Below are 12648 nucleotides of genomic sequence, written 5' to 3'. Positions count from 1 at the left end.
ACATCTTAATAAAATTTCAGTCAAAAGATTATTTAATAGACAATAATCTTCATTACCTCAATTACTTATACGATGCAGTAGGGATATTTTGTTTTGCTTTTTGAATAGATAACTCAGCATTCTTAATCGATTGCTCAGCTTCTTTAAGCATGTGTGAACTTTTGGTTTCAGTTTTTTCTTCATTTCCTATAAGGAGATAGCAAGTAAAACTTCCCAATATTAGTAAGGCACCAATTACTTTTAACATAAACTTAATAAATCAAAATTTTCTGTATTATAAGTATTTTTATGTGAAATGCATCACAATTTTATTAAAATTTATTAAACAAAACTCATTATTTCTTTATATAAATTAATTTTCACATGAAAATTCAAATAATTTAATAACGTTCCTGAATAAAAAACATTATTTAGTTCGCTTCAAATTTTTTAATTTACTTAATTCTTGTTGAGCAACTCACTCTAAAGAAATTATACAAGCAATTGAATATATTAAATTTTGTAAGATATATAGCTTCCAAGGCTCATCAACTATTCAATATTCATTTTATCGTAATTCAGTTTTTGATATGCAAAAAATGCATAATTACTTTAATAAATGCATTAGAAGTGAAGCATTTCGAATTCTAAGATGAATCATCTTTAATGAATCGAAGTTTAATGATGAACGCAGATATTACTACCCGTATTGAGAAGGATCTTATTGGTCATAGAGAAATCAACAATGATCATTATTACGGAGTTCAAACATTACGTGCTTTAGAAAATTTCAACTTAACAAATAGCAAAGTTGGAAATTTCCCTAACTTAATTAAAGCATTAGCTATGGTTAAACTTGCCTGTGCTGAAGCAAACTATAATCTTAAAAACTTAGATCAAACTAAATTTGAAGCGATCGAATATAGCTGTAATCAGCTTATTCGTGGAAACTTCCATGACCAGTTCCCAATCGACATGATGCAAGGCGGTGCTGGTACTTCAACCAATATGAATGCAAATGAAGTATTGGCAAACGTTGCTTTAGAATATATGGGACATTCTAAAGGTCAATATCAGTACTTACATCCAAATAACGACATTAACATGTCACAGTCAACAAATGACGTATACCCTACTGCAATCCGTTTAGGTTTGTTACTTAGCCTAGATGAGTTAAATCTTCCATTTAACAATTTGATTCTTAGCTTCCTAAATAAGTCTCAAGAGTTTGCACACATTTTAAAAATGGGACGTACTCAGTTACAAGATGCCGTGCCTATGACATTAGGTCAAGAGTTTGGTGCTTTTGCGGTAACTCTACAAAAAGACCTTGAGCAAATTAATACGCTTATTCCAAATGTTTTAGCTTATATGAACCTTGGCGGTACAGCGATTGGTACAGGAATTACCACTGAATATAGTTACCGTGAACTCGCGATTCAAGCACTTGGAAAAATTTCTGGTAAGAAAATTAAGTCAGCTCCAGATCTAATCGAAGCAACTTCAGACATGGGTGACTTTGTTCTTTTATCTGGTTTATTAAAACGTACTGCAACTAAACTTTCAAAAATTGCCAATGACTTGCGTTTACTTTCAAGTGGTCCACGCACCGGCATTAATGAAATTAACTTAGAAGCACGTCAACCGGGTAGCTCGATTATGCCGGGTAAAGTAAACCCAGTTATTCCAGAAGCAATGAACCTTACTTGCTTCCAGATTATTGCAAATGATTTGGCTGTAACTTTAGCTGCTGAAGCTGGTCAATTACAGTTAAATGCAATGGAACCACTTATTGCATTCAAACTATTTGAATCGATGGACTTACTTGGTAAAGCAATGGCAATGTTCCAAAGTAAATGTATTGATACGATTACGGCCAACCCTGAGCACTGTAAAGCTTTAGTTGAAAACTCAATTGGTATTGTGACTGCACTTAACCCATACCTAGGTTATGAAACTACAACTCGTATTGCTAAAACAGCAAATGAAACTGGGCAAAGTGTATTGGCTCTAGTTCAGAATGAAGGTTTATTATCAGCACAAGTGCTTGATGATATCTTGTCGATTAATAATATGGTTAAACCAAAAATGTCGGCTTAATTCTTAAAATAAAAAAGGAGCTTTTAAAGCTCCTTTTTTATTTGTCCTGTAACTTTTAAAAGCTAAAAGTTGTAGAAAATTGAGCTGTGCGAGGATTACCTAAGAACAGATAGTCATCCCCCATAAATGCCCCTACATCACGCCAATATTTCTTGTTAAATAAGTTATCAATATTGAATCTAAAAGTTGTGTCATGCCCAGCAAAATTTGTTTTATAGGCAGCACCAATATTAAAGACACTATATCCGCCTACTTTTGCAGTTCCCTCTTTGTTTGCATATTTACTGCTACTATATTGCATACCACTGAGTAATCTTAATCCTTCAACTGACGGTACTTTATAAGATAACTGTGCAGTTGCGCGTACCTTTGGTACATTTTGAGTTTGATGACCTTTGTAGCTGTCAGTATCAATATCAACAAGACGAGATTTGGTAAAGGTAATGCCAGAGCTTACATCAAGTGTATCGGTTAAGGCGCCTGTTAAACCTAACTCAATACCTTGATTGTGTTGTTCGCCTTGCTCAACAAAATCAAAAGTTCCATCTACATTCACTTGGCTATATTGATTGTCTTGTTTTAAATCAAAAATAGCTGCTGTTAATAAGAAGTTGCGTATTTGTTGCTTAACACCAAATTCATATTGTTCAGAATTTTTCGGTGATAGAACTTCTAGAGCATTATTAGCAAACCAAGGAGCTTCGCCACCATCTGATAAACCTTTAGCATATGAAGCATAAAGATTAGTCGTAGCAGTTGGACTATACATGAGTGCTAATTGTGGCAAAAACTTATTTAAATAGGTATCTCGGCTTTGCTGCCCATCTGAATTATAAGCTTGCTCATCAAGGTGAATAAGTTTTCCACCAAGTAGGGTTGACCATTGATCATTAAATTGAACTCGGTCAGAGATTGTAAATGCAGTTTGATCACTCTCTAGAGCTTTGTAACGATCGCCTGGACTTTCCAATGAAGGATTGTAGTCGACCGTATCTTCATAAATATTGCCTGTTCCTACTGCTACATTCAGTGGTGTATGGTGTTTTAAGGTTTTATATGTACGTTGTAATTCGAAAGCGATTTGATGCTGAATATTGCCAGTATTGAATTGGCCATTTAACCCAGCAGCAAATTGATTAGTTATACGTGTGTCATCTGGGCTGCGGAAGTCATAAATATCATAATTTCCGTGTTTATCAAAAGTATTGCCCAAGCCCGTAACTTCACAAATGCTGCTATAACAGCCCCATGGGAAAGCACTATTGTCATCAATCACAACACGGCTTTGTGATGCACTTAAGCTACCATTCCATTGATCGTTAAATGCATATTGATATTTCAAGCTCGCATTTACACTATTATTTACAACAGGTTTACTCCAAGACTGATAACCCAATAAACGGTCTTGATCTACATTTGTTGGTACTTCTTGCCCATCAAGCAGTTGATAGCCGGGTACAGAACGTTGACTTTGATGCTGGGCTTCAATGTCAAACAGTAGTTTAGAACGATCATTAATTTTCCAGTCTAAAGCTACTGAACCAAACTCACGCTTACCATTTGCATGATCAACATTTGGATGAATACTTTCATGTGCTAGATTGATTCGATAACCGAAATTATCATTAATAAAGCCGCCGACATCCGTTGCCAGTGTATAGCCGCCTTCTGAATTTGCATCGACCGTAATATTTTTAACATCGGCAGGTCTTTTGGTTACATAGTTAACAACACCACCTGGCGTCGACATACCACTTTGAATTGCAGAAATGCCTTTTAAGATTTCAACTTGTTCTTTATTTTCTAAAGCTACATTTTGCTCGCCACGTATGGTATGGCCATTAATGAGATAACTTGAACCTAAATCGAGTGCAAAACCCCGTGCTACAAAGTTTGGATAGTAGCCAATAGCAGCGTAGCCATCGCCTAAGGATGAATCATTTTTAATAACATCGGTGAGTGTTTTTGCGTGTTGATCTGCTATGCGTTCAGATGTAATGGTAGTAATAGATGCAGGAACTTTTTTTACTTCACCAGTTTGAAAGCAAGATAAATTAACTTTTCTAGACGTATATAGTGCATCAATATTTTGTGTAGCGTTCACAGTAATGGTTGGAAGCTGCGAAACCTCCACTTCATTTGCATAAACGACAGATGTTATGAGTGCAATAGATGAAGCTAATGCTGTTTTAGAGCATGTTATGAAGTGAAGATTTAACGAACGTCTTTCCATTGAATAGTTACCTGCTATTGCGAGCATAATTTATAAGGCTAAAAATGGTTATCTCCCTATTTTCAGCCACGCAAGAATACAGGCACACATATTGAGAAACAACACATTCTGTATTTTTTCGATTAAGTGAATTTTGTCCGAATTTTTGAACTTATCATTATATAAATTTTATTTATTTTCTTGAGAATTGAGACTATAACTTTTTAAGTATTATCAAATATTCAAATTACACTTAAGCTCAAAATGGAACCTAAAAAGGAGAAAGAGAATAGAAAAAATACTGGTATTAAATTAGCTCAATGATTTTAAATATAATTCATTATCAAATTGAGCGTAAGGAAATGTTCGATCATTGGTTAAAATATCTTTAAATCGAACAAAAGGACGTAATCTCACTAGAAACGAATTTTAAAATTAGAAAAAATGAATGGTTAGGAATTTTAAGGACGTGCTCAGGGCTGAGTGATTTTTAATATTTTATTCTCTTTTCTGTTTAGCATACCTAAAAAATTCCTAGTTTTTGTCTACAAAACGATGGATGTAATATGACATATACTCAGGAAGAAAAACGTAGTCGAATACGTGGGATTGTAGGCGCAGCCTCTGGTAATTTAGTCGAATGGTTTGATTTTTATATTTATGCAGTATTTGCTGCTTACTTTACTCAAGCTTTAACCGCACCTGATATGGATAGTACGACCAAGTCTATTTATGTTTGGGGGGTATTTGCAGCAAGCTTCTTTATGCGTCCGATTGGAAGCTGGCTATTTGGTCGTATTGCAGATCGACATGGCCGAAAGAAGTCGATGATCATATCAATTTGTCTTATGGCTTTAAGCTCCTTTTTATTTGCAGCTTTGCCTACTTATGATCAAGTCGGTTTATTTGCCCCTTTTCTGTTACTGCTTGTTCGTTTACTTCAAGGCTTATCAGTGGGTGGTGAATATGGCGCCGTTGCCACTTATATGAGTGAATTAGGCTTAAAAGGTCAGCGTGGTTTTTACTCGTCTTTCCAATATGTCACCCTCTCTGGTGGTCAATTGCTTGCAAGCTTACTGGGCGTTATTTTGTTGACGTTCTTAAGTGAACAACAATTACATGATGGCGGCTGGCGTATTCCGTTTGTTATTGGTGGTATCGCAGCAATTTTATCTTTGCTTGCACGTAGTCGTTTAGAAGAAACGCTTTCTCATCAAGACAGCGAACGAAAAGAGTCTGGCAGCTTAAGAGAACTCTTTAAAAAACACTGGAAAACCTTTTTATTGGTGGTTGGATACACTTCTGCCGGTTCATTAACGTTTTATGTAGAGACCGTTTATTCAAAAACCTATTTAACCAACTTAGGGATGGATGGAAAAACTGTTGGTTATATCATGACCTTCGCGCTATTTGTTTATATGTGTGCTCAACCTGTATTTGGAGCAATTTCGGACCGTATTGGGCGACGCTCTTCAATGTTGGCATTTAGCTTATTGTCCGCCATTTTTATTTATCCAGTCATGGTGATCGGGATGCGTGCCTATATAGATTCTCCGATCATCATTACATTGCTACTCATCTTTATGATGATGTTACTCAGCTTCTATACTTCCATTAGTGGTTTGGTAAAAGCTGAAATGTTCCCACCTCATGTGCGGGCTTTAGGTGTAGGTTTCTCGTATGCAGTAGGTAATGCGCTGTTTGGTGGTTCTGCACCTTCAGTTGCCTTACAGTTTAAAGCTGCCGGAATTGAAAATACCTTCTTTATATATGTGATAGTCATGCTGATTATCTGTTTCTTATGTAGCCTTGCGCTTCCGAAAAAACCAGATTATTTAGAACATGATCATTAATTAAATAAAATGCCTTCTGTCCCAAGCAGAAGGCATCTTTTATCCCTTAGCAAATTCTTTTAAAAAAGCCCACGGAAAAATCCCTTTATCATGCCCATCACTAAAGCAAATTTGGGCCCCATAACCTTGATCAAACATAGCTGTCACTTCAACATTTTGATGCTCTATTTTAATTTGTTTAATCCGCTTCGCTCGGCAAAAGCCACATGGGCAAATTTCCCTTAAACTTTGATGACTCAAACATACGCTTGAGCCATCGGTCCATATAAAGTGAACCTGCTTATTTATAGTGTCGACACGGATATCAGGTCTGATTTGCATACTTCACCTCACCAATTTGATTTAATCCAATACGAATCGCTTTTCGTACTTCAGGATCTGGATCATTTTGATGTTGTTCCAATAACGTCTGAGCTTCTGATGTGCCGATTTCGCCGAGTGCTAAAGCGACTTCTTTACGCAAGTTACTAATTTCATGCTTAAAGTTATCAGACAAATGAGCTACTGCTAGATGCGATTTGAGTAGTCCCAAGCTTCGTACTGCTGCAATACGTACTTGCCAATACAAGTCTGATACAGTATGAATTAAAGGAGCTTCGAGCTGAACAATACGTAATTTTCCAATCGTGAGCGCAGCTTCCACTCTTAGTTGCCAACTTTCCGAAGTTAAAGAATGTTGAAGTGCTTGGATGACCTCAGTTGATATACTCTGACTATAAGCCAAACCACCTGTTGCAATACGGCGGACCTCATCATCTGTATCTGTTTCTGCAATTTTTGCCAATATCGTAATCGCTTGGTCTTGTTGTAACCAACTTAATGCACTGACTGCCTCACGGCGCACAAATGCATTTTTATGGTGTACTAAAGCAGATATCTCATCAAATAATTGCTGTGGTCGTAAAGGTTTTAAAGCACGCAGAATTGCACTAAGAGCAAAAGTATCCGTATGCTTTAAATAAGGCGCAAGGATTGGGGCTGATGCCGCATTTTTCACTTCACTTAAACTTTGACTGGCAGTTTGTTTCACATTCACATCTGTATCAAATAAAGCTTGAGCCAATACTTGTAAACTGGTTGGATCTTCCCAACTTTCTAACTTTTTTGCTGCCTCTTGACGAACTAAAGCTGAAGAATCGTGTTGCAATGCTGCATGCAACCAAGGGAGTAAATCCGGATTTTCTTCATCGCCAATATTCATTAAAGCGACAAAGCGAATCTTTTCATCTGGGTCATTGAGCTGCGCAAGAAATTCCTGATTATATTCATCGAGGTCATCTAAAGCTTGATAATAAAAACTCATTCGTATTCCTTAATTTGTGATTTCTTTCCAAGCCCTAATGGATTTAAACGTCTTAACTCTTCTTGTTGAGTAGCTTCTTTTAAAGTCTGGATGCAATGTTTTTTAATGGCTGTAAATTCACTACTTGTTACAAGCTCAACATCTCGTGGACGTTCAAACTTAAGTGGAATTTCTTCAATAATTCGTCCTGGGCGATGGCTCATAATCAACACTCGATCGGCTAAAAAAAGTGCCTCATCAATATCGTGGGTAATAAATAAAACCGACGTTTGGATTTCTTGCCAAATTTCGAGTAATAGCATTTGCATTTTTAAACGAGTTTGAGCATCTAAGGCACCAAAAGGCTCATCCATTAATAAAATGCGAGGTTGATTAATCAGTACTCTCGCAATTTCAACTCGTTGCTGCATACCACCAGAAAGTTCGGCTGGAAATTTATGTTCAAAGCCTTTAAGTCCGACCAGATCAATCATTTTCTGAGCTTGTTCAATACGCTTTTGCTTAGCAATGCCCTTCATTTTCAAACCAAAAGCAATATTTTCAAGCACGCTTTTCCATGGAAATAAGGTATGTTGCTGGAACACCAAACCTCTGTCTGGATGCGGTTCAAATATCGATTCATCATCGACCGTTAAAGACCCAGAACTAATTGGTAAGTGCCCTGCCAAAGCACCTAATAATGTTGATTTACCGCAACCCGATGGGCCAAGTAAACAAATAAATTCGCCCGGTTGTATTTCGAAATTAATCCGATCTAGTGCCTGAAAACGATTTTTAGCTTGCCCTAAATGTAGCGATAGATTTTGAATACGAACATGGCCTTGTGTAATTGACATTTTAAGACTTCCTCAATTGATACCATGGAGTAAATCGGTTTCCAATCACACGCACCAATGTACTGCTAAACATACCTAACGCTCCGATCAGCACCATGCCAACCACGATATTGCTATAGTTTTGCAAGGTGAAAGATTCCCATGTGAAATATCCAATTCCATGTTGCCCAGAAATCATTTCGGCAGTCACTAAACAGAACCAACAAGTACCCATTCCAATAGATAAACCAGTAATAATGTTCGGTAATGCACCTGGAATAATGACTTCATGAATGATGGCAAGATCAGAAGCGCCTAGACTTTTTGCAGATGCAACGAGTCTTGGGTCAACTGCACCAACACCATGTACGGTGTTTAATAAAATTGGAAATAAAGCCCCAATAAACGTAATAAAAATCATGGAAGCTTCTGATGAGGGAAAAATCAGAATTGCTAAAGGAATCCATGCAACTGCTGGTATTGGACGTAATACTTCTAATGGTGGCATTAGAAAGGCAGCCAGTTTTTGGTAACATCCTGCCAACAAACCAATACCTACACCAATTAGAGCCGCAAGCACAAAACCAATCACTACACGAAACACACTAGATTCAACATGTTCAAATGCAGCGCTGAGTTGAAAAAAAGCCCATAGCGCATGAATGACATCTAAAGGTGTCGGGACATTGCTAAAGTTCACAAAGCCTAAATTTACTTTAAACTGAGCAAGTCCTTGCCAAATTGCTATCCAAAAAGCTATAGATGTGAAAGCAATGACATAGCTTTTCAAACGCGCTGGATATGATCTCAACTGCCGAAAAAATTTAATCAAAAATGTAATTTGGTTATTAGGTTTTGTCTGGGCTAAACTACTCATTTGTTACCTCCTGCTCATTAGGTAAGACAACACATCAGCTCTGTGTTACAAGCTGAATAGCTTTAAAGTCATATACTTTTCCGCCCTGTTGTTTAGCCCATTTTTCAGCATCATCTTTTAATAAAAAGGCTTGAATTTTTCCTGCTTTGTCTGTGGCATACCATGCCAAATTAGCAAGTAACTTAATGTCGGACTGATGATCTTGGCTATAAACCACACGTACCGTTTTTCCATTGGCTTGTATTTTCTTTAAATCAGAAAAAGCATGCTCAGGCGTTTCATAGCTACGCACTTTTTCTTCACCCTTTACCCAAATTTGAGTCACCCGATCAAATGTCTTGATGGGTTGGCCCGTTAATGCGTCATTGGCAACCAAAGGTGATTTTGCATAGTCGGCCAGTTGCTGGCTGTAATTAAGTCCGGATGCCTGAAATGCATCCTTAATATATTGATTATCAATAAATTTATTTACATCAAGCGTACCGTCGTTTTTGCCTAAAACTTTTAAGGTGTCTATCGCGATTTGAGTTGCTTTTCGATATTCAGGTTTCCACGTTAAGTCACGAGTTTGCAGACCTAAAGGGCCATGAAATAGATAAACAACTTCAGCAGGAATACCGGTTTTTTCAGCAATCAGTTCACTATATTTTTCAGGTTGCTCGCGAATCAAACGATTCGCTTCAATGGCTGCTTGTAAATAAGCCTTTATAACTTCTGGATGCTGCTGTGCATAATCTTTGCTGGCAAGCGAACCATGAAATGTCGGTGATTTTGCTTGTGAACCATCATAGATTTTTTTGGCAAAACCTTGGTAAGCAAATAACTCGCCAAATGGTACGAAGTCAGCATGCGCAGCAATCTTATGACTTTTTAAGGCAGGCCCTGCTACTTCTGGCGCCTGAGCAATCACTTTAATATCTTTATCAAGTTGCCAGCCTTCTGCCTGAATCGCTCGTAGCAACAGTCCATGAGCAGTTGAGGCAAAAGGTACAGAAATGGTTTGTCCTTTTAGTTCTTTAAGCGATGTTACTTTTGAGTCAATTGGAACAACAATCGCATTGCCGCTACCATTAATACTGCCTGACAAAGGGGCTAAAAATATGCTTTCTTTGCCAGCTTTTTTAAATGCCGCTAAATTATTCACAGCAGGAAAGTCAGCCATTGCTCCCAAATCTAGACGCCCAGCTACCATTTCACTGGTAAGTGGTGCACCAGAGGTAAAGTTTTTCCATTGAATGTCATATTTAACGTGTTTATATTTACCATCTTTAGGCAAATATTTTGGTAATAAATTCAATTCACGAATGAGCAGCCCACCTGTTGCACAGTTAATGGTCGTGTCTTGTGTACCAATGGCGACACGTACAGTTTCTGTTTTACTGCCGCACCCCAAAGTGCCGAGTACCATGGCACCAATTAAACTACTGAGTAATAGTTTTTTATTGATCAATTTATTTTGTCTCATGTTGCGTATTCCAAATTAATTATTTGAGTAGGTATGGGATATTTACTTTGACTGCATCTGTTGGGCAGTCCTTTTCGCAAGGCATGCAATACCAACATTCATCAAATTGCATATAAGCTTTTTGGGTTGTTGGGTCGATTGCTAATAAGTCCATTGGACAAACATCTACACAGACAGTGCATCCTTTATCAGCAATACATTTATCCTCATCGATAATGACGGGTGCGACAGTACGGTGCTGTACTTCTTTAAAAATAAAAGTCATGATTTGAATTCCTGATTTATTTAGTCTGCTAGAGCAACATCTTTTTGAATGCGTAAACGGTCATACGACACAGCTTCATCTTGATTAATCGGAACCACATAAGGCTCGATTGGCCTTTTGAAACTGACCATGTTGCCCTGTTCATCTTTTTTCAAATGCGCATGACAGAACCAATCCGAGTTATTTTTTTGAGGGAAATCTGCTCTATAGTGGTACAGTCCCCAGCGGCTTTCTTCTCTAAACAGTGAAGCTCTTGCTGCCATTTCCGCGCAATCTCGAATAAAAGAAACTTCAGCGGCACGCATCAGCTCATGCGGGTTCCTTGCAGAAATTCGCTTAATATCTTGTTTAATTTCTTCAAAACGCTTGAGCCCAATTTCCATTTTTTGGCGAGTTTTAGGGGGCTGCAAATAGTCATTTACAAAACGGCGCAGCTTATATTCCACTTGTTCTGGAGGTAAACCTTCTGAGCAATTCAGTGGCGCAAATATTCGAGCTTTTTCTACTTCTATTTCACTTTGGTTTAATTTGCTATCTTGAACTGCACTCACGTATTGCGCGGCATTTACACCTGCAAACCAACCGTAAGTAAATGCACCAAGCATATAGTTATGAGGTACGGCCGCCATATCGCCAGCACTGTATAATCCCTTAACTGAAGTCTCAGCTTTTTCATTGACCCATACGCCAGAAGCACTGTGTCCGCTACAGAAACCAATTTCTGAAATATGCATTTCCACCATATCTTGACGATAATTGGTTCCTCGGCCCTCGTGGAAACGTCCACGGCTTGGGCGCTCATTGGTATGTAGAATCTCTTCAATGGTTTGAATGGTTTCTTCGGCCAGATGATCTACTTTTAAATAAACAGGGCCATTACCACTTTCCAGTTCTTGGTAAAACTCCCACATCATTTGACCACTCCAGTAGTCACATTCAATGAAACGTTCACCTTTACTGTTAGCGGTATAACCTCCTAAAGGACCAGTCACATAGGCACAAGCTGGACCGTTATAGTCTTTAATCAACGGATTAATCTGGAAGCACTCTAAATTGGCTAGCTCAGCACCGGCATGATATGCCATTGCATAGCCGTCACCTGCATTGGTTGGATTTTCATAAGTACCCATTAAGTAGCCGGAAGCTGGCAAACCTAAACGCCCTGCGGCACCACAACATAAAATGGCAGCTTTCGTTTTAATGACATAAAAGTCACCACTACGACAGTCAAAACCGAGTACACCATTGATTGCACCTTGCTCATTTTTTAAAAGCTTTGTGGTGACAATCCGATTATTAATTTTGACTTGAGCACGCTTTAATTGACGATATAAAACTTTTTTAACATCATGTCCTTCGGGCATTGGTAAAACATATGCCCCCATGTGATGTACTTTTTTTACTGCAAATTCACCTGTCTCATCTTTTTCAAACTTAATGCCCCATTGATCGAGCTGTTGAATGGTTGTGAAACTATGCTTCGCATATGCATATACAGTGCTTTGGTTAACTACCCCATCATTGGCAATGGTAATTTCTTTGGTGTATTGCTCAGGTGTCGCATATCCCGGAATAACAGCATTATTCAGCCCATCCATTCCCATTGAAATTGCCCCACTGCGTTTTACATTCGCTTTTTCAATGAGCAAGACTTTTAAATTGGGGTTTTCTTGTTTTGCTTTAATCGCAGCCATTGGCCCTGCAGTTCCACCACCAATCACTACAATATCAAACTCAAGATATTTAGTTTCCATTGTAAAATCCTTATTTTTATTTGAG

11 protein-coding genes are annotated in these 12648 nt (G+C 37.9%); 2 read left to right on the top strand and 9 right to left on the bottom strand.

Annotated features, from left to right (window positions below; genetic code table 11):
* Positions 1-61: 61 nt before the first annotated feature.
* The gene (locus ABLC00_RS09055) at positions 62-247 is read right to left on the bottom strand and encodes a hypothetical protein (RefSeq protein ID WP_004708863.1); all 186 of its coding nucleotides are present in this window, start codon (positions 245-247) and stop codon (positions 62-64) included.
* A gap of 413 nt (positions 248-660) precedes the next feature.
* Here ABLC00_RS09055 and ABLC00_RS09050 point away from each other — a divergent pair, with 413 nt between their 5' ends.
* Positions 661-2079, top strand: a complete 1419-nt coding sequence (locus ABLC00_RS09050; protein WP_004887303.1) for an aspartate ammonia-lyase — start codon at positions 661-663, stop codon at positions 2077-2079.
* A gap of 55 nt (positions 2080-2134) precedes the next feature.
* Here the strand turns inward: ABLC00_RS09050 and ABLC00_RS09045 are convergent, their stop codons facing one another.
* A complete protein-coding gene (locus tag ABLC00_RS09045; protein WP_023188353.1) occupies positions 2135-4339 on the bottom strand; it encodes a TonB-dependent siderophore receptor in 2205 nt (734 codons plus the stop codon).
* A gap of 518 nt (positions 4340-4857) precedes the next feature.
* On the opposite strand from ABLC00_RS09045, the gene ABLC00_RS09040 reads away from it, so the two are divergent.
* Entirely contained in the window at positions 4858-6144 is a 1287-nt protein-coding gene (locus tag ABLC00_RS09040; protein ID WP_000222732.1) for an MFS transporter, read from the top strand.
* Positions 6145-6183: 39 nt separating this feature from the next.
* Here the strand turns inward: ABLC00_RS09040 and ABLC00_RS09035 are convergent, their stop codons facing one another.
* Genes ABLC00_RS09035 through ABLC00_RS09005 form a run of 7 tightly spaced genes read right to left on the bottom strand, consistent with a single transcriptional unit; the run spans position 6184 to position 12623 of the window.
* The gene (locus ABLC00_RS09035; RefSeq protein WP_001167101.1) at positions 6184-6465 is read right to left on the bottom strand and encodes a gamma-butyrobetaine hydroxylase-like domain-containing protein; all 282 of its coding nucleotides are present in this window, start codon (positions 6463-6465) and stop codon (positions 6184-6186) included.
* Positions 6449-7447 (bottom strand): HEAT repeat domain-containing protein, encoded by a 999-nt coding sequence (locus ABLC00_RS09030; protein WP_006581651.1) that lies wholly within the window; start codon positions 7445-7447, stop codon positions 6449-6451. Before ABLC00_RS09030 ends, ABLC00_RS09035 begins: the two co-directional genes overlap by 17 nt.
* Entirely contained in the window at positions 7444-8283 is an 840-nt protein-coding gene (locus ABLC00_RS09025; RefSeq protein WP_004887310.1) for an ABC transporter ATP-binding protein, read from the bottom strand. The genes ABLC00_RS09030 and ABLC00_RS09025 overlap by 4 nt, the downstream gene beginning before the upstream one ends.
* A 1-nt stretch (position 8284) precedes the next feature.
* The gene (locus ABLC00_RS09020) at positions 8285-9139 is read right to left on the bottom strand and encodes an ABC transporter permease (protein WP_033846287.1); all 855 of its coding nucleotides are present in this window, start codon (positions 9137-9139) and stop codon (positions 8285-8287) included.
* Positions 9140-9173: 34 nt separating this feature from the next.
* On the bottom strand, positions 9174-10604 hold the full coding sequence (locus ABLC00_RS09015) for an ABC transporter substrate-binding protein (RefSeq protein ID WP_033846288.1): 1431 nt from the start codon (positions 10602-10604) through the stop codon (positions 9174-9176).
* Positions 10605-10623: 19 nt separating this feature from the next.
* A complete protein-coding gene (locus tag ABLC00_RS09010) occupies positions 10624-10869 on the bottom strand; it encodes a ferredoxin family protein (protein WP_004887313.1) in 246 nt (81 codons plus the stop codon).
* A gap of 20 nt (positions 10870-10889) precedes the next feature.
* Positions 10890-12623 (bottom strand): fumarate reductase/succinate dehydrogenase flavoprotein subunit, encoded by a 1734-nt coding sequence (locus tag ABLC00_RS09005; protein WP_004887314.1) that lies wholly within the window; start codon positions 12621-12623, stop codon positions 10890-10892.
* Between the last annotated feature and the right edge of the window lie 25 nt (positions 12624-12648).

Origin of the sequence: Acinetobacter nosocomialis (assembly GCF_041021905.1) — a bacterium.
GTDB classification, from domain to species: domain Bacteria; phylum Pseudomonadota; class Gammaproteobacteria; order Pseudomonadales; family Moraxellaceae; genus Acinetobacter; species Acinetobacter nosocomialis.
Note: the sequence above shows the minus strand (reverse complement) of the source record. Positions and strands in the feature narration are given on the sequence as shown.

Bases quoted from the DNA above. Each gene is read 5' to 3' on its own strand.
- ABLC00_RS09045 (WP_023188353.1), bottom strand. From the start codon at position 4,339: ATGCTCGCAATAGCAGGTAACTATTCAATGGAAAGACGTTCGTTAAAT.
- ABLC00_RS09010 (WP_004887313.1), bottom strand. From the start codon at position 10,869: ATGACTTTTATTTTTAAAGAAGTACAGCACCGTACTGTCGCACCCGTC.
- ABLC00_RS09025 (WP_004887310.1), bottom strand. From the start codon at position 8,283: ATGTCAATTACACAAGGCCATGTTCGTATTCAAAATCTATCGCTACAT.
- ABLC00_RS09040 (WP_000222732.1), top strand. From the start codon at position 4,858: ATGACATATACTCAGGAAGAAAAACGTAGTCGAATACGTGGGATTGTA.
- ABLC00_RS09055 (WP_004708863.1), bottom strand. From the start codon at position 247: ATGTTAAAAGTAATTGGTGCCTTACTAATATTGGGAAGTTTTACTTGC.
- ABLC00_RS09050 (WP_004887303.1), top strand. From the start codon at position 661: ATGATGAACGCAGATATTACTACCCGTATTGAGAAGGATCTTATTGGT.
- ABLC00_RS09035 (WP_001167101.1), bottom strand. From the start codon at position 6,465: ATGCAAATCAGACCTGATATCCGTGTCGACACTATAAATAAGCAGGTT.
- ABLC00_RS09015 (WP_033846288.1), bottom strand. From the start codon at position 10,604: ATGAGACAAAATAAATTGATCAATAAAAAACTATTACTCAGTAGTTTA.
- ABLC00_RS09005 (WP_004887314.1), bottom strand. From the start codon at position 12,623: ATGGAAACTAAATATCTTGAGTTTGATATTGTAGTGATTGGTGGTGGA.
- ABLC00_RS09030 (WP_006581651.1), bottom strand. From the start codon at position 7,447: ATGAGTTTTTATTATCAAGCTTTAGATGACCTCGATGAATATAATCAG.
- ABLC00_RS09020 (WP_033846287.1), bottom strand. From the start codon at position 9,139: ATGAGTAGTTTAGCCCAGACAAAACCTAATAACCAAATTACATTTTTG.